This is a genomic window from Stenotrophomonas maltophilia group sp. Smal13 (assembly GCF_030236855.1).
GTDB lineage: Bacteria > Pseudomonadota > Gammaproteobacteria > Xanthomonadales > Xanthomonadaceae > Stenotrophomonas > Stenotrophomonas maltophilia_A.
In genome coordinates, this window is the sequence record NZ_JASJSQ010000043.1 from 14,509 (window position 1) to 35,679 (window position 21,171).

The following is a 21,171-nucleotide window of genomic DNA, read 5'->3' on the forward strand; positions in this document are numbered from 1 at the left end:
CGGCCGTTCGCGGCCGTGGTGACAACCGATTCTGAGAGGTGTTTTGCAATGGCGCACTCGGCAGTTGGGCACGACGATCACCATCACCAGCAGAGTTTCTTCGAGCGTTGGTTCTTCTCGACCAACCACAAGGACATCGGCACGCTGTACCTGGGTTTCAGCTTCATCATGTTCATCATCGGTGCGGCGATGAGCGTGGTGATCCGTGCCGAGCTGGCGCAGCCGGGCCTGCAGTTCGTCAAGCCCGAGTTCTTCAACCAGATGACCACCGTGCATGCGCTGGTGATGATCTTTGGCGGCGTGATGCCGGCCTTCGTCGGACTGGCCAACTGGATGATTCCGCTGCAGATCGGCGCGCCGGACATGGCGCTGCCGCGCATGAACAACTGGTCGTTCTGGCTGTTGCCGGTGGCTTTCAGCCTGCTGCTGCTGACCCTGTTCCTCCCTGGCGGTGCACCGGCCGGCGGCTGGACGTTGTACCCGCCGCTGTCGCTGCAGGGCGGCTACAACGTCGCCTTCAGCGTGTTCGCCATCCATGTGGCCGGCATCAGTTCGATCATGGGCGCGATCAACATCATCGCCACCGTGCTCAACATGCGTGCGCCGGGCATCGACCTGCTGAAGATGCCGATCTTCTGCTGGGCCTGGCTGATCACCGCGTTCCTGCTGATCGCGGTGATGCCGGTGCTGGCCGGTGCGGTGACCATGCTGCTGACCGACAAGTTCTTCGGCACCAGCTTCTTCAACGCCGCCGGTGGCGGTGACCCGGTGATGTACCAGCACATCTTCTGGTTCTTCGGGCACCCCGAGGTCTACATCATGATCCTGCCCGCCTTCGGCGTGGTCAGCGAGATCATCCCGACCTTCAGCCGCAAGCCGCTGTTCGGCTACCAGGCGATGGTGTACGCCACCGCCGCGATCGCGTTCCTGTCGTTCATCGTCTGGGCCCACCACATGTTCACCGTGGGCATGCCACTGGGCGGCGAGATCTACTTCATGTTCGCCACCATGCTGATCTCGATCCCGACCGGCGTGAAGGTGTTCAACTGGGTCAGCACGATGTGGCGTGGCTCGCTGACGTTCGAGGCGCCGATGCTGTGGTCGGTGGCGTTCGTCATCCTGTTCACCATCGGTGGCTTCTCCGGCCTGATGCTGGCCATCGTGGCGGCTGACTTCCAGTACCACGACACCTACTTCGTGGTCGCGCACTTCCACTACGTGCTGGTGACCGGCGCGGTGTTCGCGCTGATCGCGGCGGTGTACTACTGGTGGCCGAAGTGGACCGGGCGGATGTACAGCGAGAAGTGGGCCAAGGTGCACTTCTGGTGGTCGATCGTGTTCGTCAACCTGCTGTTCTTCCCGCAGCACTTCCTCGGCCTGGCCGGCATGCCGCGCCGCATTCCCGATTACAGCGTGGCCTTCGCCGACTGGAACCTGATCAGCTCGATCGGCGCGTTCGGCATGTTCGTCACCCCGTTCATGATGGCCGCGATCCTGCTGTCCTCGCTGCGCAACGGCGAGAAGGCCGAGGCCCGATCGTGGGAAGGTGCGCGCGGCCTGGAATGGACGCTGCCGTCGCCGGCGCCGGCGCATACGTTCACCACGCCGCCGACCATCCGCCCGGGGGATCTGGCGCATGACGACATCACGCATTGAGGTGGGGCATGCATAACGAAAGCCCGCTCCCGATCGGTAGAGTCGAGCCATGCTCGACTGACGAAAAGCAGCCGACCAACGGTCGGCTCTACAACAGCGAAGCGCAGCCGACCAGCGGTCGGCTCTACCAGGGTGGAAGCATCGACCAGCAACGCCAGCGCGCCAGGCGCACGGCGATGTGGGTCGGCGCCATCGCCGTGCTGGTCTACGTCGGTTTCATCCTCAGCGGGGTGATCGGCCGATGAGCGAGGCGCCGGCCAGCACACCGTCACGCAGTGCGGGGCTGCCGCGCCTGATCGGCGTGGCGGTGGCGGTGTTCCTGCTGACGTTCTCGCTGGTGCCGCTGTACCGCATCGCCTGCGAAAAGGTATTCGGCGTGCGCCTGGAGCGCGGTCCCGGCAGCGAGGCCAGTACCGGCGCCGTGACCGGCAAGCGCACCGTGCGCGTGGAATTCGATGGCGGGGTCAACTCACGGCTGCCATGGTCGTTCCATCCCGAGCAGCTGACCATGGACGTGGTGCCCGGCGAACTCAACGAAGCGCTGTACTTCGCCCGCAATGACAGCCAGCAGGCAGTGGTCGGCAGCGCGGTGCCTTCGGTGGCGCCGGCGCGTGCGTCGGGCTTCTTCAGCAAGACCGAGTGCTTCTGTTTCACCGCGCAGACGCTGCAGGCCGGCGAGAAGCGCGACATGCCGGTGCGCTTCATCGTCGATCCGGACCTGCCACCGGAGATCAAGACGATCACGCTGTCCTACACCTTCTACCGCAACGACGTGCTGTCCGATCGGCTGGCTCCGGCCGCCACCTCGGAAGGCGCGCACGCCGCACCCTGACCCCGGATACCGACATGGCCCAGACACCGACCGACGCCAACGTGTACTTCGTCCCGGCCCAGAGCAAATGGCCGTTCGTGGGTTCCATCGCGATGATGGTGACCATGGTCGGTGTGGCCAGCTGGCTCAACGATGCCAGCTGGGGACGCTGGACGTTCTACATCGGCATCGCGATGCTGGTGCTGACCCTGTTCTGGTGGTTCAGCGACGTGGTGCGCGAATCGCAGGCCGGCAACTACAACCATCAGGTCGATGGCTCGTTCCGGATGGGGATGATCTGGTTCATCTTCTCCGAAGTGATGTTCTTCGGTGCGTTCTTCGGCGCGCTGTTCTACACCCGCAACCTGGGCCTGTCGTGGCTCAGCGGCGAAGGCCGCGGGGTGATGACCAACGAGCTGCTCTGGCAGGGCTATTCCGCCGGATGGCCGACCAATGGCCCGGCGGCGATCGGTGGCGCGTTCCAGACCATTCCGGCCTGGGGCCTGCCGCTGATCAACACGCTGATCCTGTTGACCTCCGGCGTGACCCTGACCATCGCCCATCACGCGCTGAAGGCGGGCAACCGTCGCCAGCTGCTGATCTGGCTGGGCCTGACCGTGGTGCTCGGCCTCGGCTTCCTGACCCTGCAGGCGGAGGAGTACATCCACGCCTACAAGGAACTGAACCTGACACTGGGCTCGGGCATCTACGGTTCAACGTTCTTCATGCTGACCGGCTTCCACGGTGCGCACGTGCTGCTGGGCACGATCATGCTGATCGTGATGTGGCTGCGTTCGGCCAAGGGGCACTTCACCCGCGACAACCATTTCGGTTTCGAAGCCGCCGCGTGGTACTGGCACTTCGTCGACGTGGTGTGGCTGATGCTCTTCATGTTCGTCTACGTGCTTTGACCGCGCACGTATCGGTGGCCTCAGCCGCCGATGCCGTGCGGTTTTATCCAGCCCATGTAGATGCTCACGATCACCAGCAGGATCAACGCCACCGACACCGCGATGCGGCGGGTCAGTGCGTTGACCGTGCGCTTGGTCTGGCCGCGGTCGACCAGCAGGTAATACAGGCCGGCGCCCAGATTCCAGACGATGACGATCAGAAACGCGATTACCAGCAGGGTCTTCAGCGAATCACTCATGCGCGGCTCGAGGGCAGGGTGGATGCGCCTATCTGACCGCGTTTGCGCGGACTTGTCATGATGCGCCAGCACACGCGCGTGATCGGCTGGCTGTTGGCGGTGCTGGCGATGGCCGGTTTCAGCGCATTGGGGCTGTGGCAACTGCAGCGCATGCATGCCAAACAGGCAATGTTGGATGCGCAGGGTCCAGCTGTGGCGCAAGCGCTTCCGTTGTCGCAGGCCCTGGCGGCGCCCGGCGCCTTGCACGGCGTGGCCGACCACGGCCGCTTCCTGCCCGGCGTGGTGCTGCTGGACAACCAGACCCGGCATGGTCGCGCCGGGGTGAAGATCTATCGTCCGTTCCGCAGTGACGGAGGCAGCGTGCTGCTGGTCGACCTCGGCTGGCGCGCGCTGCCGCCGGATCGCACGCTGCCGGATGTGCCGGCGCCGCCTTCGCCGGTGGCGGTGCGTGGGTTATTGGCGCCGCCGCCGTCGGCGGGACTGGCACTGGGCCCGGCGTTCTCCGCTACCGATGAGGCCGGGCGTTGGCTGGCCAGCCGTTTGCCCGCCGAAGGCCTGGCGGCGGCGCTTGGCCTACCGGTATTGCCCGACCGCGTCCTGCGCCTGGACCCGGCACTGCCATTCGGCGACGAACGCGATCTGGACCTGCTGCCGAACACGCTGCCGCCGCAGCGTCACCTGGGCTACGCCGTGCAGTGGTTCGGCCTGGCCCTGACCGTGCTGGTGGTCGCGCTGGTGCTGGAGTGGCGCAGGAGACGTGCCGTGGCCCGGTAGTGCCGGCCGCTGGCCGGCATCCCCTCGGATTCCTGGATGCCGGCCAGCGGCCGGCACTACCGGGGCACCACACCCGCATCCCTTACCCAACCATGAGAAAATGCCCCGCATGAACACTGCTACGTCCCCGCAGGCGCGCGGCTCCGGCCGCCGGACCCTGGTGCTGCTGTTTGCCGTGTTCTTCGGTGCGATGGCACTGGCCGCCGTGCTGCGCTTCTCCGGCTGGCAACCGACCGGGCACCGCAATGCCGGCCAGCTGCTGAAGCCGCCGGTGGACCTGCGCCAGCAGGCGCCGACCCTGGCCAGCGGCCAGCCCTACGCCTGGAACCCCGAGGCCCGTACCTGGCGTCTGCTGGTGGCGCCGGCCGGTGCCTGCGACGCGCAGTGCGTCACTTTGTCGCAGGGACTGGGCAAGGTGTGGCAGCTGTTCGGCCATAACGCCGATAATGTCGAAATCCTGTGGCTGGGAACGCCACCGGCGTCGATCGCCTCGCTGCCCGCGCTGCGGCCGCTGGCTCCGTCGCCAGCACTGCGCGCGGCCCTGCCCGGCGTCGACGATCCGGCTGGCCTGCCGGTCTACGTGATCGATCCGAACGGCTTCGTGATCATGCGTCATGCCCCGGGCACCGACCTGGGTGGCCTGCGCAAGGACATGGCCACGTTGCTGAAACTGAAGTGAGTCCCGTTTGATGAGCCTTTCCGCGCGTCCGGCGCTGCACCGCAATTTCCACCGCCTGGCGTGGTTCGCCATGATCATGACCGCGAGCACGATCATGTTCGGCGCGTTCGTGCGCCTGTCCGATGCCGGCCTGAGCTGCCCGGACTGGCCGACCTGCTATGGCCAGGCCACCTGGCCGCAGCACGTGGAAGAGACCATCGGCCACCCGGCGGCGGAGATCCGCCCGCTGGAGACCCACAAGGCCTGGCGTGAGCAGGTGCACCGCTTCCTGGCTGGCGCGCTGGGCATCGAGATCCTGACCCTGGCCCTGTTGGCCACGCGCAAGCGGCGATTCGGAAGCACGGCGGTGGTGACCGCCTGCGTGCTGGTGGCCGCCGGCATACCGCTGTACATGATGGGCTGGCATGGCACGGCCAGCGTGCTGGCGTTGATCGGTGAGGCGATCCTGCTGATCGCCGCGCTGCGCTGGAGCAACATCGACCTGGCGCGCGCTGCATTGCTGACCCTGGCGGTGGTGATCTTCCAGGCCTTGCTGGGCATGTGGACGGTGACCCTGCTGCTCAAACCCATCGTAGTGATGGGCCATCTGCTCGGTGGCATGCTGATGTTCGGCCTGCTGGTGTGGATGGCCTGGCGCGCGACGCACATGCCGATCACGCTGGCCGAGGCGCCGAAGCTGAAGTGGCTGCTGCGCATCGGCGTGGCGGTGCTGGTCACCCAGATCGCGTTGGGGGGCTGGGTCAGCGCCAATTACGCGGCGCTGGCCTGCGGCGGTGGCAGCGCCTCGCTGGACAACTTCCCGCGCTGCGCCAACCAGTGGTGGCCGCAGCACAACTTCGTCGAAGGCTTCACCCTGTGGCGTGGCATCGGCGTGGACTACGAAGGCGGCGTGCTGGATGGCGCCTCGCGTATCGCCATCCAGATGGCGCACCGCCTGTTCGCGGTGGTGGTGGCCGTCTACCTGCTGTGGCTGGGCGTGCGCCTGTTCCGGTTGCCGAGCATGCGTGGCTGGGCCAGCGCGCTGATCGCGCTGCTGGTGCTGCAGGTCACCCTCGGCATCCTCAATGTGAAGCTGGCGCTGCCGCTGGAAGTGGCGGTGGCCCACAACGGCGTGGCCGTTGCCCTGTTGTTCGTGCTGGTCAGCCTGCTGGCCCGCCTGCGTGCCCCGGACTGATTCCATGTTTTCCAATTACCGCCAGTACTGGGACCTGACCAAGCCCAAGGTCGTTGCCCTCATTGTCTTCACCGCCCTGGTCGGCATGGTCCTGGCCATCCCCGGCGTGCCCAGCTGGGAGCAGGTGCGCGCAGGCGTGCTCGGCTTCCTGGGCATCTGGCTGGCCGCTTCGGCGGCCGCGGCGATCAACCAGCTGCTGGATGCGCACATCGATGCGCAGATGGCCCGCACCTCGTGGCGGCCGCTGGTGGTGGGCAAGGTCAAGCCGTGGCAGGTGCTGGTGTTCGCCGGCGTGCTGATCGTGCTGTCGATGGTCATCCTGGTGCTGTGGGTGAACCTGATCACCGCCGTGCTGACCTTTGCCTCGCTGATCGGCTACGCGGTGATCTACACCGTGTACCTCAAGCGTGCGACCTCGCAGAACATCGTCATCGGTGGCCTGGCCGGCGCGATGCCGCCGATGCTGGGCTGGGCTGCGGTGACCGGCATGCAGGGTTCGTCGGACTGGGCGTACTCGTCGCTGCTGGTGCTGATCATCTTCATCTGGACGCCGCCGCACTTCTGGGCGCTAGCGATCTTCCGCCGCGAGGACTACGCCAAAGCGGAGATCCCGATGCTGCCGGTGACCCACGGCGTGGTGCACACCCGCAAGCAGATCATGGTGTATTCGGTGGTGCTGGCGCTGGTCTGCCTGCTGCCGTACCTGGTGGGCATGAGCGGTGCGTTCTACCTGGGCGGCGCGATCGTGCTCAATGCGGTGTTCCTCTGGTACGCCTGGCGCATGCTCAATCCGCCGGACGAACTGTTCTCGATGAAGATGTTCTATTACTCCATCGTCTACCTGATGGCGCTGTTCGCCTTCCTGCTGGTGGACCATTGGATCCTGCCCTGGCTGTAGAGTCGAGCCATGCTCGACTCGGGGGCGGATCCCCGTCGGGGCTCTGACCCGGTCTGATGGTGGGCGCATCCACGCATGGCGTGGATCTACTTGAACCGCGGTTGCTGTGTCGCCATTGCTGTTCCTGACCTCAAGGGAAGGAAGGCGCAGGGATGCATTCGATCTTCCGCTGGACTGCGGCGCTGCTGCTGACGCTGGGCATGGCCCTTAGTGCGCATGCCGACGACACCGCCGTGCAGATCCGCCAGCACGCCGGTGAGCATCGCCTGCTGGTGCTGGGTGAATTTCACGGTACCCGCGAGACACCGCTGCTGGTACGCCAGCTGGTGGACGACTACAGCCGTAACGGCCCTGTCCTGCTGGCCCTGGAACTGCCGCGTGCAGAGAACCCTGCGCTGCACGACTATCTGGAATCCGATGGCGGGGCCGCGGCGCGCCAGCACCTGCATGGCCGCGCGTTCTGGACCGTGCGCGATGACCAGCATGACGGCCGTCGCAGCCGCGACATGCTGGCGATGATCGAAGACCTGCGTGCGCTGAAGGCACAGGGTCGTGCCATCGATGTGGTCGGCTATGACGTCGACAACAGCGATGGCGGCAACCAGGCACGCGATGACCGCATGGCGGCCGAGCTGCGGCGGCTGTACCGGCGACTGCCGGCTGGCGCACGCATGCTGGTGCTGACCGGCAACGTGCACGCCATGCTGCAGCGCCCGCAAGGTATGCCGCCGGAAATGCAGATGTACCCGATGGCGTCGCAGCTGCGGGACCTGGATATCTACAGCGTACGGTTGGGCGCGCAGCGTGGTCAGGCGTGGGGATGCGCGGGCCGCTGCGTGGCGCGGTCACTTCCAGAGCAGGTGGCCACGGCGCCGCGGGTCGATGCCGATGCGAAACGGCCGTACGACCTGTGGGTGTGGATGCCGGAGTTGAGCGTCGGCACGCTGGTGGGCCCGTAACGGCAGGCAACCCATCCACGCATGGCGTGGATCTACTGGTGGTTCACGCCATCGGTGGGAGTAGAGCCACGCCATGCGTGGATGGGCTCTCACGGAACCCGGCGCAGCCAGTGTCGGGTTTCGCCCGGGAGGGCTGCAACTGCGCCCACCGACCAAGCCGTCGCGCTGTAGGGTTTTGCCGCGCTGTCAGCTTCCTGCACGCAAGGCGTCACAGATACCGACTGTTCCACCAGACCGGATCATCAACAGTAGATACACAGGTATTGCGGGATGACTCGCAATTCTGTGGAGCAATCCATGAGATGTCATGTTTCTCTGCCCATCGTTCTGTGTGCCGCGCTTACCTGCCTGCCTGGCTGGCAATGCGGCAGCAGAAGTAAAAGCACTGAGTCGGGCCAACTGCATTGGATTCATCAACGAATCCGTGACCTATGAACGGCCCCAGTTTCGCAATTTTCAGGGGGCGGCCGTAACCAGGCACGTTCCCCTCGGGAACATTGAGCCGAAGCATGCTTTCGGTGCGCCTAACAATGGACTGTACACCTGGCGATTTTACGCAGGCGATGGCAGTGATCCAGAACGAATGGTTGTTCACGGATATCACACATGGGTGCTGGGCGGACGCGTATTTACGCAATCCACGAGTGCGGTCGATTGCCAGCTTTCGGAGTGGTGAGCATCATGAAGATTCTTTGCTTTATCGCATTCTCGCTGGCCATGTCGATGTCAGCTCAAGCATCCCAGAATGAACCTGCTCCCGATGCGGTAGGGAGCTGGCTACACCAACGCGCCATGCAGGCTGCAACGCAGGAGGCCTCGGCAATGGGAAGATCGTCCGCCAGCGTGGGCAGCTACCAGATGGTGAAACTGGCAGACCTTGATGCCCCCCGAGAAGTGAAGCGGCAGCTTCGCGATGACATCGAACGATCCAACGGTGTCGTGCGGGTTGCAGCAGGGAGCATCCCAACGCAGGCCGAAATGCTGGCTGCCGTGCCGCGGACTCACCGCTCAACTCCAGAACTACGCCAGCGCCTGCCGCAGCCACCCAGCAGGCTGGAAAGCAGCCTGCTGGGTGCAGCCGAGATGATTGGCATGGAGCCCAGTGGTGCGTTGGAGGGTGGAAAGTCCTCGGGCTTGAGCCGTTTCTACCGGCTGGAGGGTGTCGGCATCGTGGAGTTCAGCGAGAACAACTTACTCGCTGCGGGCATGCAGATCGAGGTCATCGCGGAGGCGCAGAACACCGTGGTGGACGGCAAGCCCGCTCACCTCGGGAAGGTTGTGGATAGTGTCGGCCGTACTCGGGTTGAGCTTGCCTGGACGGGAGACAGCAAGACCTACAGTCTGACCGTCACGGGCGAGCCGGGCAGCGACGTGGAGCGCAACGCCCGAGTGCTGCACGACATCGCCGCGGCCATCGTGGATTAGCGGCGGCGTATGCGTCATCCACGCATGGCGTGGATCTACTGCGGGTTCACGCCATCCGCGGTTTGGTAGATCCACGCCGCGCGTGGATGGGCTCTCTACAAAAACCCGCGCGCCCAATCAGGGCACGCGCTTCGCATACCGCTGCGCGATCACACCGCAGACGATCAGCTGGATCTGGTGGTAGATCATCACCGGCAACACGATGGCGCCGAGGCTGCCACCCGCAAACAACACCTTGGCGATCGGCACACCGGTGGCCAGGCTCTTCTTCGAGCCACAGAACACGATGGCGATCTCGTCCTCGCGGTTGAAGTGCAGGCGGCGGGCGAGGAAGGTGATCAGCGGCATGGCGATGCCGAGCAGCACGGCGGCGACCACTGCTACCGCGAACAGCGACAGCAGCGGTGTCTTGCTCCACAGGCCCTCGGTCACCGCTTCGCCGAACGCGGAGTACACCACCAGCAGGATGGTGGCCTGGTCGGTGTAGCGCAGCAGCGCGCGCTGCTTCTCCACCCAGCCGGCAATCCAGGGCCGCAGCAGATGGCCGGCCACGAACGGCACCAGCAGCTGCAGCATGATGCCGCCGATCGCATGCAGCGGATCGTGGATGCCGCCGGAGGTGCCGGCCAGCGCGGTCAGCAGCAGCGGGGTCAGGAATACGCCGAGGATGCTCGACAACGAAGCGCTGCACACCGCTGCGGGCACGTTGCCATGCGCCATCGAGGTGAACGCGATGGACGACTGCACGGTGGAGGGCAGGGTGCACAGGAACAGCACGCCCAGGTACAGCTCCGGGGTCAGCAGCCAGCCCGACAGTGGCTTGAACATCAGCCCCAGCAGCGGGAACAGGATGAAGGTGCAGGCCAGGATGGTCAGGTGCAGCCGCCAGTGCAGCATGCCGCCGATGATCGACTCGCGCGGCAGGCGCGCGCCATGCAGGAAGAACAGCGCGGCGATGGCGACGGTGGTGACATCATCGAGGACGATGGCGGCGGCGCCCTTCATCGGCAGCAGCGAGGCCAGGCCGACGGTGCACAGCAGGGCGAGAGTGAAGTTGTCCGGTCGCAGGCGCGACCACCAGCGGGTCATGGTGGGCAGAGTCCTTGGTGCGGAGGGTTCAGGGCGAGGTGACCGGCGTGGCCAGGCGCTGGCGGGTGGCGGCTTCCAGCGACTTCAGGCCAGCACGCTGGCCCAGCTGAAGGGCCTGTTCGGGGCTGGCGTGTTCGTAGCGTGCATTGACCAGGCCGAGCACGGCACCGGCGCGGTTGCCGGAGGCGCAGTGCAGCAGCACCGGCCCCTGGCTCTGCTGCAGGGCCTGGTGCACGGCACGGATGTTGGCTGCATCCAGGCCGTCGGCGCCGGCCACCGGAATGCGTACGTAGCGCAGACCCAGTGATTCGGCCACCCGGGTTTCATCGAAGCCGCGGTCTTCGTCGGGCTGGCGCAGGTCGATCACGGTGCGCACGCCCTGCGCGGCCAGGGCCTGCAGCTGTGTGGCGCTGGGTTGGCCGCCGGCATACAGGCCGGGGCGGACTTCGTTCAGGGGCGCGTCTTCGGCCAGGGCCGTCAGCGGCAGGCAGAGCGACAACAACAGCAGGCAGGTCAGGCGCAGCAGCATGGTCCTCTCCGTGAAAACGTTCTGCCGCTACAGGCGCAGTCCGGCCCGCGCTTTCAGCAGCTCGCGCAGTTCGTATTTGTCAGTATCGTCCAGACCCTGTTGGCGCTGCTTTGCCAACAACTCCTCCAGACGTTGCACCAGCAGCTGTTTCTCCAGCTGGGCCACGGCATCGTGCAGTTCCTGGGTCCACATCGCGTCGTCGCCGGGCATCGTCTGCGCGGCCAGCGTGTGCAGTGACGCCTGCTCCTCACGCCCGTCGAAGTGCTCCAGCAGTGCGCCGGTGCTGATGTCCGGACGTTGCTCGACCAGGTCCAGCAGCTCCAGCAGCAGCTCTACGCCCGGCAGGCGCAGGCCCTGGAAGTGGTGCTTGCCGCCCAGCGTCAGCGCCAGCGACGGCTGCTGCAGCAGTACGGCGATCGCGCCGCGTACCAGGCTGCGCTTGGCCACGGGTTGGATCGTCCGCTGCGGCTGGCGTTGCGGCATCGGTGCGCGCGCTGCCTGGGCATTGCCGCCAAGGCCGGTCAGCTGCGCCAGCTGCTGCTTCATCAGGTCGCCGAAGGCGCCGTCGGGAATCTGCGCCAGCATCGGCTTTGCGCGCTCGGCCAGGCGCGCCTTGCCATCGAGCGTGCCCAGGTTGATTTCGCGGGTGAGCTCGTCGAAGAAGAACTGCGACAGCGGCGTGGCCTGTTTCAGGCGTTCGTTGAAGGCCTCGGCGCCTTCCTTGCGCACGATGGTGTCCGGGTCTTCGCCATCGGGCAGGAACAGGAAGAAGGCCTGGCGGCCATCCTTCATGCGCGGCAGCACCGACTCCAGCGCCTTCCAGCCGGCGCGGCGGCCGGCGGCGTCGCCATCGAAGCAGAAGAACACATCCGGTGCGTTGCGGAACAGCAGCTCGGCATGTTCCGGCGTGGTTGCGGTACCCAGCGTTGCCACCGCCTGGGTGACCCCGAACTGGAACAGCGAGACCACGTCCATGTAGCCCTCGACCACGATCAGCCGCTCGATCTTCTGGTTGGCCTGGCGCACCTGCCACAGTCCGTACAGTTCGCGGCCCTTGTGGAACAGCGCGGTTTCCGGCGAGTTGAGGTACTTGGGGCCGTCGTCCTTTTCGAACACGCGGCCACCGAAGGCGATCACCCGGCCGCGGCGGTCGAAGATCGGGAACATCACCCGGTCGCGGAACTTGTCGTAGACGTGACCGCGATCGTTCTTGGAGAACAGGCCGGCGCGGTCGAGCAGCTTCATCCGCCGCTCGTCCTTGCCCAGCGCATCGCGCAGGCCGCTGTAGCCATCCGGCGCGTAGCCGATCTGGAAGCGCGCGCGGTTCTCTTCATCCACGCCGCGGCCATCCAGGTAGCTGCGGGCCTTGTCGCTGCCCTGCAGGTTGCTCTGGAAAAACTTCGTGGCCGCCTCAAGCGCCGAGTACAGCTCGCGGCTGTCGTCCTGCTGCTGGGGGCTGCGCGGATTCTCGCTGCGCGGCACTTCCATGCCTGCGCGCTTGGCCAGTTCATCCACCGCGTCGAGGAATTCGAGGCGGTCGTAGTTCATCAGGAAGCTGATCGCGGTGCCGTGCGCGCCACAGCCGAAGCAGTGATAGAACTGCTTGGTGGGCGAGACCGTGAACGACGCCGAGCGCTCGTCATGGAACGGGCAACGCGCTGCGTATTCCTTGCCCTGTCGCTTCAACGGCACGCGGCTGCCCACCACCTCGACGATGTCGGAGCGGGCGAGCAGATCGTCGATGAAAGCGTCGGGGATACGGGCCATGGGCAACAGAACGGGGCGCGGCCGCAGGGCGCGCAGCAGGGGCGGCAGGTTCCCCTAGTTTACTCGCTGGCGGTGCCGGGGCTGGCCTGTTCCGCATCGGCCCCGGCCCTGGCCAGTTGCGCCCGTGCATGCTGCCGTTCGTCGATCACCGCGGTCATCAACGCACCGACGAAGAACACGGCGGTGGCGTAGTAGATCCAGACCAGCGAGATCACCAGCGCGCCCATCGAACCGTAGGCGCTACCCGGGGCCACCGTGGCGATGTAGACGCCGATGCCATAGCGGCCGAGGGTGAACAGCACCGAGGTGATGGCACCGCCGATGAAGGCCTGGCGCCAGGCCACGCGGCGGTCCGGCAGGTAGTGGTAGAGGAAGGCGAAGGCCAGCGTGTACAGCAGCAGCGAGGTCAGGTAGCCGATCGCCGGCAGCACCGAGGGCAGCTGCGCGAACACCACCTGCAGTGCGGTGGTGGCGGTCATCGACAGGATCAGCAGGAAGCCCAGCGCCAGCACCACGCCGAAAGAGAACACGCGCTTGCGCAGCCAGGCCTTGACCCCTTCCAGACGCTGGCCGCTGGTGTGGAAGATCCGGTTCAGCGCGTTCTGCAGCTGGGCGAACACGGCGGTGGCGCCGATGAACAGCAGCAGCGTGCTCCACAGCCCGGCCAATGAACCGACGCTGGGCTGGCTGTTGGCGTTGTGCAGCACGGTGTCGGCGACGCTGGCCACGCTGCTGCCGGCCACCGAACCGATCTGGCTGATCAACGTCTGTTGTGCTGGTGGGTACAGCGAGGCGGTCAGCCACAGCAGCAGCACCAGCAGCGGTGCCATCGACAGCAGGGCGTAGAAGGAGACCGAGGCGGCCTGGGTCAGCACGTCGATTTCGACGAAGCGCTTGGCGACGGCCATCGGGAAGCTGTCCTGCAGGCGGTCAGCGTAGTGGCGAAGCCGTGCGGGAATGCCGTGGGGACGCGTGTCGGCGGGGGAGTGCGATTGCTCGACCATGGGGATGTTGTAGCAGCCGGGGGTCGAAGGTGCGGTGAAGCGGGTGCATCAATGGGGTCAGAGCCCTTCCGCGATGCGAAAGGGATCCGACCCCGGCAATGGCTTACGCCAGCTGCTGCTTGACCAGCTTGGAGACCAGACCCATGTCGGCCTGGCCAGCGAGCTTGGGCTTCAATGCGCCCATCAGCTTGCCCATGTCGGCCGGACCGGAAGCGCCGGTCTCGGCGATGGCGGCCTGGATCGCGGCGACGATCTCGGCTTCGCCCATCTTGGCCGGCAGGTAGGCTTCGATGACCACGATCTCGGCGCGCTCGATCTCGGCCAGGTCCTCGCGGTTGGCGGCTTCGAACTGGCTGACCGAGTCCTTGCGCTGCTTGACCATCTTGTCGAGCACGGCGATCACGGCGGTGTCATCCAGCTCGATGCGCTCGTCCACTTCGCGCTGCTTGATGGCGGCGTTGATCAGGCGGATCACGCCCAGCTTGTGCTTCTCGCCCGCCTTCATGGCGGCCTTCATGTCTTCGGTGAGCTGCTGCTTCATGCTCATGAGGAACCTCGTGGTGGTAGGTGGGGCGGGGCGGATGCCCGAACCCGGAAACGCAAAAAGCCGGCGACGCTCGCGCGTGCCGGCTTCGGCTCCATCGCGACAGGCAAGCCCATCGCAATGAAGATGCGTCCGATCAGTACAGGCGCTGACGCTTGGTAACGTCGCGCGACGAGCGGCGCAGCTGACGCTTCACAGCAGCGGCGGCCTTGCGCTTGCGCTCCTGGGTCGGCTTTTCGTAGAACTCGCGCTTGCGGGTTTCGGCCAGCACACCGGCCTTTTCGCAAGTGCGCTTGAAGCGGCGAAGAGCAAACTCGAAGGGCTCGTTCTCGCGGACTTTGACGCTGGGCATGGAATCTCCGGGACACAGTAGAACCGGGTCACGCCCGGCGAGCCGCACATTATAGCGGCGAATAGACAAACTGCAAGCGGCCAACCCTGAATACGGGCCAGAGGTTCGAAAGCAGTGAGACCTGCACGTCCCCCGAGGGGGCGGCAGGGGCGTCATAATAGCAGGCATGCGAGTCCTTGGCATCGAATCTTCCTGTGATGAGACCGGCGTGGCGGTGTATGACACCGACCTGGCCGGCAGCGCGGCCCTGCGCGCCCATGCGGTCTACAGCCAGATCGCCCTGCACGCCGAATACGGTGGTGTGGTGCCCGAACTGGCCAGCCGCGACCACGTCCGCAAGTTGCTGCCACTGGTACGCCAGACCCTGGCCGACGCCGGTCTGGGCGTAGACGACATCGACGGCGTGGCTTACACGGCGGGTCCCGGCCTGGTCGGCGCGCTGCTGGTCGGCGCGGGCGTGGCGCGGTCGCTGGCCTGGGCGTTGGAGGTGCCGGCGGTGGGCGTACACCATATGGAAGGCCACCTGCTGGCCCCGCTGATGGAGGACGACCCGCCGGAAGCGCCGTTCGTGGCGCTGCTGGTGTCCGGTGGCCATACCCAGCTGGTGGCGGTGGACGCGATCGGCCAGTACCGCCTGTTGGGCGAAACCCTGGACGATGCCGCCGGCGAGGCCTTCGACAAGACCGCCAAGATGATGGGCCTGCCCTATCCGGGCGGCCCGCAGTTGGCCAGGCTGGCCGAGCAGGGCACGCCGGGTGTCTACCGCTTCGCGCGGCCGATGACCGACCGCCCGGGGTTGGATTTCAGCTTCTCCGGCCTGAAGACCCAGGTCCTGATGGCCTGGCGCGACAGTGACCAGAGCGAACAGACCCGCGCCGACATCGCTCGGGGCTTCGAAGACGCCGTGGTCGAGACTCTGTCGATCAAATGCGAGCGCGCGCTGGAAGCGGCCGGCACCAACGTGATCGTGGTGGCTGGCGGCGTCGGCGCCAACAAGCGCCTGCGCGCACGCCTGCAGCAGATGGCCGAGCGCCTTGGCGGCCGTGCCTGCTTCCCGCGGCCGGCGTTGTGCACCGACAACGGCGCGATGATCGCCTTCGCCGGCGCGCTGCGGCTGCAGGCCGGCCAGCACAGCCCGCCGAAGGTGGACGTCACCCCCCGCTGGGACATGGCGACCCTGCCGGCGGTCTGAGCCCCCGGCCGCGCGAACCGCTCGATCGACTCTACAGGCAGGCCTCCGTAGCGCCGGGCTACGCCCGGCTACACATTACGGACGCCCTGCCAACGGCGACGCCGCCAACACCGTTGTCGCCCGCTCATGGCGCTGCAGCCAGCCCAGCGTATGCGGGCAGCGGGCGTGGATCAGCCGTCCGATCGCCGCCAGGTCGGCACCGATGTCGCGTTCCAGGATGGGTTCGTGGTGGGCGATCCGATTGCGCAGGAGGCGGATGCGGTCGAGGTCGGCATGGATGGACCGACGCAGGACGGACAGCGGCACCGAGGGTGCGTGTGGCAGCGCCAGGCCCATGGTCCCGGCCCAGATCGAATGCTCGAACCGTCGAGCGAACAATTGCTGCCAGAAGCCGAATCGCAGTTTGGCGATGACCTCCGGTACATCCCGTGGAGCTCCGGCGCTGCCGCGGACATCGCATAGCGAGGCAAGGGCGCCTTGGGCAGGAAGGCTGCGCAGCAGCGCTGGATGCCAGGGCCAGCATCGACCATAGCGATGCACCAGCGCCGTAGCTGCTGCATTGCGGATCACGACTTCACAGATGTGCAACGGTGGCAGGAGAGCAGCACACATCTGCATGTTCCAGGCATAGAGCGTGGCTGGATCGGCTACGCAACGAGAAGCGATGCGCTCGTAGGTCGACCATCTCTGCCTGGATAGAGCTGCCTGCAGGATCCTGCTTTCCTTCATCAACTCACTCCCAGGGAACGTGGTTTCACCTTGACCCTGGGAACGATGCAGGAACATCAGAAAACGGCATCATGATCGTCAGTGTTCTTTCGTGGATCGGCTCGGTTTTTCACCCGGTCGTCTGCCGTGACGCATTTGCCAATTGACTGGTCAGGGGGGCACTCCTAACCTTGCGGCGTGTGCTCCGGGACTCGCGGCTGAATTCCAGCTTCCCCTGGGGACGTTGAGAGGTACCGAAGGGCCCCGCTAGCAGGGCCCTTTGTCTTTTCTGGAGCCGCGTTCCTGCCGGCCACCCACCGCCCGTTCCGGGCAGGCTCACCGCCGTGCCGTTACCATGGCCCCCTGTATTCGGGCTGGTTAAGCGCAATGGACAAGGTTTTCATCGAGGGGCTGACGATCGACGCCCTGATCGGTATCTACGATTGGGAACGACGGATCCGCCAGGACCTGGTGTTCGACCTGGAGATGGGCTTCGACAACCGTCGTCCCGCGGCCTCCGACGACATCGCCCATACCCTGAACTACAAGGCGGTGAGCAAGCGCCTGGAGCAGTTCGTGCGCGAGTCGGAATTCGGCCTGGTGGAAACCCTGGCCGAGCGCTGCGCACAGATCGTGCTGGACGAATTCGACGTGAAGTGGCTGCGCCTGAAACTGAGCAAGCCGGGCGCGGTGCGCGGCGCGCGCGCGGTGGGCGTGATCATCGAGCGCTCGCGGGACTGATCCGGTAGTGCCGGCCGCTGGCCGGCACCCCCAACAACAACGACAACGCAAGGAGACAACTGATGGTGGACGCGGTGGTGGCGGTACAGTGGCTGGAAAAGCTGCAGAACACACTGGAACCCTATCCCGGCGCCTACCTGGCGTTGATGATCTCGGCGCTGCTGATCGCTGCGGGCTTGGCCAACTGGGTGACCAAGCGCATCCTGGTGCGTGGCCTGCGGCGCCTGCTGCAGCGCCTGCCGGGTGCCGAGTCCGGGCGTGGCAGCCATTTGATGCGGGTCATCTCGCGCCTGTCCAACGTGGTGCCCAGCCAGGTGATCGCCTCGGGCATCACCCTCATTCCCGACCTGCCACCCGGCTTGGTCAACGTCATCATCAAGCTGTGCATCGTATGGGCCGTACTGACGGTGTCGATGGCGTTCTCACATGCGCTGGACGCGGCCAACAGCCTGTACGAGCGCAAGCCCGATGCGCGCAACAAGCCGATCAAGGGCTACCTGCAGGTGGTCAAGATCGTGGTGTTCGTGGCCGCCGGCCTGTCCATCATCGCCACGCTGCTGGGGGTGAAACTGGGGCCGTTGGTGACCGGCCTGGGGGCGGCCACGGCGGTGCTGATGCTGATTTTCCAGGACACCATCCTGTCGTTGGTGGCCAGTGTGCAGATCAGTGGCGATGGCCGTGTGCGCATCGGCGACTGGATCGAAATGCCCAGCCAGAACGCCGACGGCGATGTGATCGACATCGCGCTGCACACCATCACCGTGCAGAACTTCGACAAGACCATCACCACCATCCCGACCAAGAAGCTGGTGACCGAGTCGTTCAAGAACTGGCGTGGCATGCAGGAGGCCGGTGGCCGCCGCATCAAGCGCGCGCTGTACCTGGACCAGCACAGCGTCGGTTTCCTGGACGAGGGTGATCTGGCCTTCCTCGGCGAATTCGCGCTGCTGCGCGACTACCTGCAGGCCAAGGAGCAGGAGCTGGGCCAGTGGAACGGGCGCCTGCGCGAGCAGGGCGTGGCCGAGGTCAACAGCCGCCGGGTGACCAACCTGGGCACCTTCCGTGCGTACGTGGAGCGCTACCTGCGCAGTCACCCGGGCATCCATACCGACATGACCCTGCTGGTGCGGCAGCTGCAGCCGACCACCGAGGGCCTGCCGCTGGAGCTGTACTGCTTCACCCGCAGCACCGCCTGGGGTGAATACGAGGCGGTGCAGTCGGACATCTTCGACCACCTGCTGGCGATCCTGCCGGCGTTCGGCCTGCGCGTGTTCCAGGCCTCCAGCGACGCCATGTTGATGGCCGGGCAGCGCCAGTTGGCCGGCTCGGAGTAAGCTGCGGTGCCCCCGGCGGGGCCATACGGACCCCGCTGGTGGCTGAAACTGAATGAAGAAACCTCTCGCCAAATCGCCCGGGATCGCTAGAATGCCGGGCTTGTAAACGTTTTCATCAAGGACTGCCGGTGGCCTCCGATCGCATCGAATCCCTCATTGCCCAGATGACCGTCGAGGAAAAGGTCGGCCAGCTGGGTGTCTTCGCGGACATGGTCCGCCCGTTCGCCCCGGACGTGAACCCGGAAGCCAACGTGCGCAATGCCGACCAGGTGCTGCAGCAGGTGCGCGAGGGCAAGGTCGGCTCGCTGTTCAATGGTGTGGGCGCCGAGCTGGGCCGCCGCATCCAGCAGGTCGCCACCGAAGAGAGCCGCCTGGGCATTCCGGTGATCCTGGCCGCCGACGTCATCCACGGAATGCGTACCGTGTTCCCGATCCCGCTGGGCGAGGCCGCCAGTTTCGAGCCGGAGCTGGCCGAGCGCACCGCACGCGCCACCGCCATCGAAGCCACCGCTGCTGGCCTGCACTGGACCTATGCGCCGGCCGTGGACATCGCCCGCGACCAGCGCTGGGGCCGTGGCGCCGAAGGTGCCGGTGAGGACGTGGTGCTGGGGTGTGCGTTCGCCGCCGCCCGCGTGCGCGGCTTCCAGGGCAGCGACCTGCGCGCTGCCGATTCGCTGCTGGCCACGCCGAAGCACTTCGCCGCCTATGGCGCGGTGATGGCGGGCATGGAATACAACATGGTGGACATCTCGCCGCAGACCCTGCGCGACGTGCACCTGCCGCCGTTCAAGGCTGCGTTCGACGCCGGCGCGATCACCGTGATGTCCTCGTTCAACGACATCAACGGCGTGCCGGCCAGCGCCAACGCCGAACTGCTGACCGACATCCTGCGCGGTGAGTGGAAGTTCCCGGGCGTGGTGATCTCCGATTACACCGCCGACATGGAACTGGTCGCGCACGGTTATGCCGCCGACGACCGCGATGCCACCGCCAAGGCGTTCACCGCCGGCCTCGACCTGAGCATGCAGAGCGGCTTCTACGCCGAGCACCTGCCGGGCCTGGTCGAGAGCGGCGAGGTGCCGATGGCGGTGCTGGATGAAGGCGTGCGCCGTATCCTGTGGCTGAAGGAAACCATCGGCCTGTTCGACGACCCGTACCGTTCGCTGGATCCGGCGCGCGAAGCCGATACCTCGCACATTGCCGCACATGACGCGCTGTCGCGCGATGCGGCGCGTCGTTCGATCGTGCTGCTGAACAACCGTGACAGCGTGCTGCCGCTGCAGAAGACCGGGCAGAAGATCGCGCTGATCGGTCCGTTCGTGCAGGACCGCGAGAACATCGAAGGCTGCTGGACGCTGTTCGGCGACAAGCAGCGCTACGTGGATCTGGAAACCGGCGTGCGCGCCGCCATCGGCGATGAAGCGCTGCTGGAAATCGTGCCGGGCTGCGATCTGGAAGCCGCGATTCCGGGCGGTACCGAAGCGGCCGTTGCCGCCGCGCTGCGCGCCGACGTGGTGGTGCTGGCGCTGGGCGAACCGCAGCGTTACAGCGGTGAAGCCCAGTCGCGCGTGGAGATCACCCTGCCGCCGGCACAGCAGGCGCTGGCCGAGGCGGTAGCGATGACCGGCAAGCCGCTGGTGGTGCTGCTGCGCAATGGCCGCGCGCTGGCGCTGCAGGGCGCGGTGCGCAATGCACAGGCCGTGGCGGTGACCTGGTACCTGGGCACCCAGACCGGCCATGCCGTGGCCGATGTGCTGTTCGGTGACTACAGCCCGTCCGGCCGCCTGCCGGTCAGCTTCCCGCAGGTGTCCGGCCAGCAGCCGTACTTCTACAATCACCCGCGCACCGGCCGCCCGGAACTGCCGACCATGTCGGAGTTCAAGGCCCGCTGGCGCGAGATTCCGAACGAGCCGCTGTATCCGTTCGGGCATGGCATCGGCTACACCACCTTCGCCTATGGCGTGCCGCAGTTGAGTGCGGGCCAGCTCGGCTGGGACGACACCCTGACCATCACCACCACGCTGACCAACAGCGGCGACGTGGCCGGCGAGGAAGTGGTGCAGCTGTACATCCACGACCGCGTGGCCAGCCGCGTACGTCCGGTGCGCGAACTGAAGGACTTCCGCAAGGTGGCACTGCAGCCGGGCGAGTCGACCGAAGTGGTGTTCACCCTGACCCGCGAGCAGCTGGCGTTCACCGGCCGCGACGGCGTGCTGCGTGCCGAGCCGGGCCAGTTCGACCTGTGGGTCTGCGCCTCGTCGGCAGCAGGCGAAGCCGTGCAGTTCGAGCTGCTGAAGGCCTGATCGAGAAAAAGGGGACGGAGGGGATTAAGTCGTTTGTGCCACTAACGACTTAATCCCCTCCGTCCCCTTTTTTGTTGTCCTC

At 66.1% G+C, this 21,171-nt stretch carries 22 protein-coding genes; 14 read left to right on the forward strand and 8 right to left on the reverse strand.

What is annotated here, in order from left to right; translation table 11 throughout:
• The first annotated feature begins 48 nt into the window (after window positions 1–48).
• Genes ctaD through QRO95_RS14825 form a run of 4 tightly spaced genes read left to right on the forward strand, consistent with a single transcriptional unit; the run spans window position 49 to window position 3,378 of the window.
• Complete coding sequence (gene ctaD / locus QRO95_RS14810) at window positions 49–1,656, forward strand: cytochrome c oxidase subunit I (RefSeq protein WP_004153896.1); 1,608 nt, start codon at window positions 49–51, stop codon at window positions 1,654–1,656.
• Window positions 1,657–1,664: 8 nt separating this feature from the next.
• Window positions 1,665–1,901 carry a hypothetical protein gene (locus tag QRO95_RS14815; protein ID WP_285302888.1) on the forward strand — a complete coding sequence of 79 codons (237 nt, stop codon included), beginning with the start codon at window positions 1,665–1,667 and terminating at the stop codon, window positions 1,899–1,901.
• Window positions 1,898–2,488 (forward strand): cytochrome c oxidase assembly protein, encoded by a 591-nt coding sequence (locus QRO95_RS14820; RefSeq protein WP_285302889.1) that lies wholly within the window; start codon window positions 1,898–1,900, stop codon window positions 2,486–2,488. The genes QRO95_RS14815 and QRO95_RS14820 overlap by 4 nt, the downstream gene beginning before the upstream one ends.
• Window positions 2,489–2,502: 14 nt before the next feature.
• Window positions 2,503–3,378, forward strand: a complete 876-nt coding sequence (locus QRO95_RS14825) for a cytochrome c oxidase subunit 3 (protein WP_005412024.1) — start codon at window positions 2,503–2,505, stop codon at window positions 3,376–3,378.
• A 20-nt stretch (window positions 3,379–3,398) separates the two neighbouring features.
• Here the strand turns inward: QRO95_RS14825 and QRO95_RS14830 are convergent, their stop codons facing one another.
• Window positions 3,399–3,617 carry a twin transmembrane helix small protein gene (locus tag QRO95_RS14830; protein ID WP_005412025.1) on the reverse strand — a complete coding sequence of 73 codons (219 nt, stop codon included), beginning with the start codon at window positions 3,615–3,617 and terminating at the stop codon, window positions 3,399–3,401.
• A 57-nt stretch (window positions 3,618–3,674) separates the two neighbouring features.
• Between QRO95_RS14830 and QRO95_RS14835 the strand changes: the two genes are divergently transcribed.
• The 6 genes from QRO95_RS14835 (at window position 3,675) to QRO95_RS14860 (ending at window position 9,526) form a co-directional block, all read left to right on the forward strand.
• On the forward strand, window positions 3,675–4,391 hold the full coding sequence (locus tag QRO95_RS14835; RefSeq protein ID WP_049461907.1) for an SURF1 family protein: 717 nt from the start codon (window positions 3,675–3,677) through the stop codon (window positions 4,389–4,391).
• A 109-nt stretch (window positions 4,392–4,500) separates the two neighbouring features.
• Complete coding sequence (locus QRO95_RS14840; RefSeq protein ID WP_032129724.1) at window positions 4,501–5,070, forward strand: hypothetical protein; 570 nt, start codon at window positions 4,501–4,503, stop codon at window positions 5,068–5,070.
• Between the two features lie 10 nt (window positions 5,071–5,080).
• Window positions 5,081–6,244 carry a heme A synthase gene (locus QRO95_RS14845; protein WP_032129725.1) on the forward strand — a complete coding sequence of 388 codons (1,164 nt, stop codon included), beginning with the start codon at window positions 5,081–5,083 and terminating at the stop codon, window positions 6,242–6,244.
• 4 nt (window positions 6,245–6,248) lie between these two features.
• The gene (cyoE, locus tag QRO95_RS14850) at window positions 6,249–7,142 is read left to right on the forward strand and encodes a heme o synthase (protein WP_010484229.1); all 894 of its coding nucleotides are present in this window, start codon (window positions 6,249–6,251) and stop codon (window positions 7,140–7,142) included.
• A gap of 152 nt (window positions 7,143–7,294) precedes the next feature.
• Complete coding sequence (locus QRO95_RS14855) at window positions 7,295–8,101, forward strand: calcium-binding protein (protein WP_285302890.1); 807 nt, start codon at window positions 7,295–7,297, stop codon at window positions 8,099–8,101.
• A gap of 681 nt (window positions 8,102–8,782) precedes the next feature.
• Window positions 8,783–9,526: a hypothetical protein gene (locus QRO95_RS14860; protein ID WP_285302891.1), complete on the forward strand. Its 744-nt coding sequence runs from the start codon at window positions 8,783–8,785 to the stop codon at window positions 9,524–9,526.
• A gap of 117 nt (window positions 9,527–9,643) precedes the next feature.
• Here QRO95_RS14860 and QRO95_RS14865 read toward each other — a convergent pair whose 3' ends face one another.
• From QRO95_RS14865 to rpsU, 6 genes are all read right to left on the reverse strand, one after another.
• The gene (locus QRO95_RS14865) at window positions 9,644–10,615 is read right to left on the reverse strand and encodes a bile acid:sodium symporter family protein (RefSeq protein ID WP_285302892.1); all 972 of its coding nucleotides are present in this window, start codon (window positions 10,613–10,615) and stop codon (window positions 9,644–9,646) included.
• A gap of 28 nt (window positions 10,616–10,643) precedes the next feature.
• Window positions 10,644–11,144, reverse strand: a complete 501-nt coding sequence (locus QRO95_RS14870) for a protein tyrosine phosphatase family protein (RefSeq protein WP_285302893.1) — start codon at window positions 11,142–11,144, stop codon at window positions 10,644–10,646.
• 27 nt (window positions 11,145–11,171) lie between these two features.
• Window positions 11,172–12,911, reverse strand: a complete 1,740-nt coding sequence (gene dnaG / locus QRO95_RS14875) for a DNA primase (protein ID WP_285302894.1) — start codon at window positions 12,909–12,911, stop codon at window positions 11,172–11,174.
• A 59-nt stretch (window positions 12,912–12,970) separates the two neighbouring features.
• Window positions 12,971–13,915 carry a YihY/virulence factor BrkB family protein gene (locus QRO95_RS14880; protein ID WP_285302895.1) on the reverse strand — a complete coding sequence of 315 codons (945 nt, stop codon included), beginning with the start codon at window positions 13,913–13,915 and terminating at the stop codon, window positions 12,971–12,973.
• 103 nt (window positions 13,916–14,018) lie between these two features.
• Window positions 14,019–14,462, reverse strand: a complete 444-nt coding sequence (locus QRO95_RS14885; protein ID WP_004153909.1) for a GatB/YqeY domain-containing protein — start codon at window positions 14,460–14,462, stop codon at window positions 14,019–14,021.
• Window positions 14,463–14,595: 133 nt separating this feature from the next.
• Complete coding sequence (rpsU, locus tag QRO95_RS14890) at window positions 14,596–14,811, reverse strand: 30S ribosomal protein S21 (RefSeq protein ID WP_002808376.1); 216 nt, start codon at window positions 14,809–14,811, stop codon at window positions 14,596–14,598.
• Window positions 14,812–14,977: 166 nt separating this feature from the next.
• Between rpsU and tsaD the strand changes: the two genes are divergently transcribed.
• A complete protein-coding gene (gene tsaD, locus QRO95_RS14895) occupies window positions 14,978–16,003 on the forward strand; it encodes a tRNA (adenosine(37)-N6)-threonylcarbamoyltransferase complex transferase subunit TsaD (RefSeq protein ID WP_088479116.1) in 1,026 nt (341 codons plus the stop codon).
• 75 nt (window positions 16,004–16,078) lie between these two features.
• On the opposite strand, the gene QRO95_RS14900 is transcribed toward tsaD, so the two are convergent.
• A complete protein-coding gene (locus QRO95_RS14900) occupies window positions 16,079–16,732 on the reverse strand; it encodes a hypothetical protein (protein ID WP_285302896.1) in 654 nt (217 codons plus the stop codon).
• 366 nt (window positions 16,733–17,098) lie between these two features.
• Between QRO95_RS14900 and folB the strand changes: the two genes are divergently transcribed.
• The 3 genes from folB to QRO95_RS14915 all read left to right on the forward strand — a co-directional run bounded on the left by folB (window position 17,099) and on the right by QRO95_RS14915 (window position 21,089).
• Window positions 17,099–17,452, forward strand: coding sequence for a dihydroneopterin aldolase (folB, locus tag QRO95_RS14905; protein WP_025878255.1), 354 nt, complete (start codon window positions 17,099–17,101; stop codon window positions 17,450–17,452).
• Between the two features lie 62 nt (window positions 17,453–17,514).
• Complete coding sequence (locus QRO95_RS14910) at window positions 17,515–18,786, forward strand: mechanosensitive ion channel family protein (protein WP_049449407.1); 1,272 nt, start codon at window positions 17,515–17,517, stop codon at window positions 18,784–18,786.
• Window positions 18,787–18,914: 128 nt separating this feature from the next.
• Window positions 18,915–21,089: a glycoside hydrolase family 3 N-terminal domain-containing protein gene (locus tag QRO95_RS14915; protein WP_285302897.1), complete on the forward strand. Its 2,175-nt coding sequence runs from the start codon at window positions 18,915–18,917 to the stop codon at window positions 21,087–21,089.
• Window positions 21,090–21,171 lie beyond the last annotated feature (82 nt).

Bases quoted from the DNA above. Each gene is read 5' to 3' on its own strand.
- QRO95_RS14880 (WP_285302895.1), bottom strand. From the start codon at position 13,915: ATGGTCGAGCAATCGCACTCCCCCGCCGACACGCGTCCCCACGGCATT.
- dnaG (WP_285302894.1), bottom strand. From the start codon at position 12,911: ATGGCCCGTATCCCCGACGCTTTCATCGACGATCTGCTCGCCCGCTCC.
- rpsU (WP_002808376.1), bottom strand. From the start codon at position 14,811: ATGCCCAGCGTCAAAGTCCGCGAGAACGAGCCCTTCGAGTTTGCTCTT.
- QRO95_RS14865 (WP_285302892.1), bottom strand. From the start codon at position 10,615: ATGACCCGCTGGTGGTCGCGCCTGCGACCGGACAACTTCACTCTCGCC.
- QRO95_RS14825 (WP_005412024.1), top strand. From the start codon at position 2,503: ATGGCCCAGACACCGACCGACGCCAACGTGTACTTCGTCCCGGCCCAG.
- QRO95_RS14860 (WP_285302891.1), top strand. From the start codon at position 8,783: ATGAAGATTCTTTGCTTTATCGCATTCTCGCTGGCCATGTCGATGTCA.
- QRO95_RS14820 (WP_285302889.1), top strand. From the start codon at position 1,898: ATGAGCGAGGCGCCGGCCAGCACACCGTCACGCAGTGCGGGGCTGCCG.
- QRO95_RS14885 (WP_004153909.1), bottom strand. From the start codon at position 14,462: ATGAGCATGAAGCAGCAGCTCACCGAAGACATGAAGGCCGCCATGAAG.
- QRO95_RS14830 (WP_005412025.1), bottom strand. From the start codon at position 3,617: ATGAGTGATTCGCTGAAGACCCTGCTGGTAATCGCGTTTCTGATCGTC.
- tsaD (WP_088479116.1), top strand. From the start codon at position 14,978: ATGCGAGTCCTTGGCATCGAATCTTCCTGTGATGAGACCGGCGTGGCG.
- folB (WP_025878255.1), top strand. From the start codon at position 17,099: ATGGACAAGGTTTTCATCGAGGGGCTGACGATCGACGCCCTGATCGGT.
- QRO95_RS14840 (WP_032129724.1), top strand. From the start codon at position 4,501: ATGAACACTGCTACGTCCCCGCAGGCGCGCGGCTCCGGCCGCCGGACC.
- QRO95_RS14845 (WP_032129725.1), top strand. From the start codon at position 5,081: ATGAGCCTTTCCGCGCGTCCGGCGCTGCACCGCAATTTCCACCGCCTG.
- QRO95_RS14815 (WP_285302888.1), top strand. From the start codon at position 1,665: ATGCATAACGAAAGCCCGCTCCCGATCGGTAGAGTCGAGCCATGCTCG.
- QRO95_RS14870 (WP_285302893.1), bottom strand. From the start codon at position 11,144: ATGCTGCTGCGCCTGACCTGCCTGCTGTTGTTGTCGCTCTGCCTGCCG.
- QRO95_RS14910 (WP_049449407.1), top strand. From the start codon at position 17,515: ATGGTGGACGCGGTGGTGGCGGTACAGTGGCTGGAAAAGCTGCAGAAC.
- QRO95_RS14835 (WP_049461907.1), top strand. From the start codon at position 3,675: ATGATGCGCCAGCACACGCGCGTGATCGGCTGGCTGTTGGCGGTGCTG.
- QRO95_RS14900 (WP_285302896.1), bottom strand. From the start codon at position 16,732: ATGAAGGAAAGCAGGATCCTGCAGGCAGCTCTATCCAGGCAGAGATGG.
- cyoE (WP_010484229.1), top strand. From the start codon at position 6,249: ATGTTTTCCAATTACCGCCAGTACTGGGACCTGACCAAGCCCAAGGTC.
- ctaD (WP_004153896.1), top strand. From the start codon at position 49: ATGGCGCACTCGGCAGTTGGGCACGACGATCACCATCACCAGCAGAGT.
- QRO95_RS14855 (WP_285302890.1), top strand. From the start codon at position 7,295: ATGCATTCGATCTTCCGCTGGACTGCGGCGCTGCTGCTGACGCTGGGC.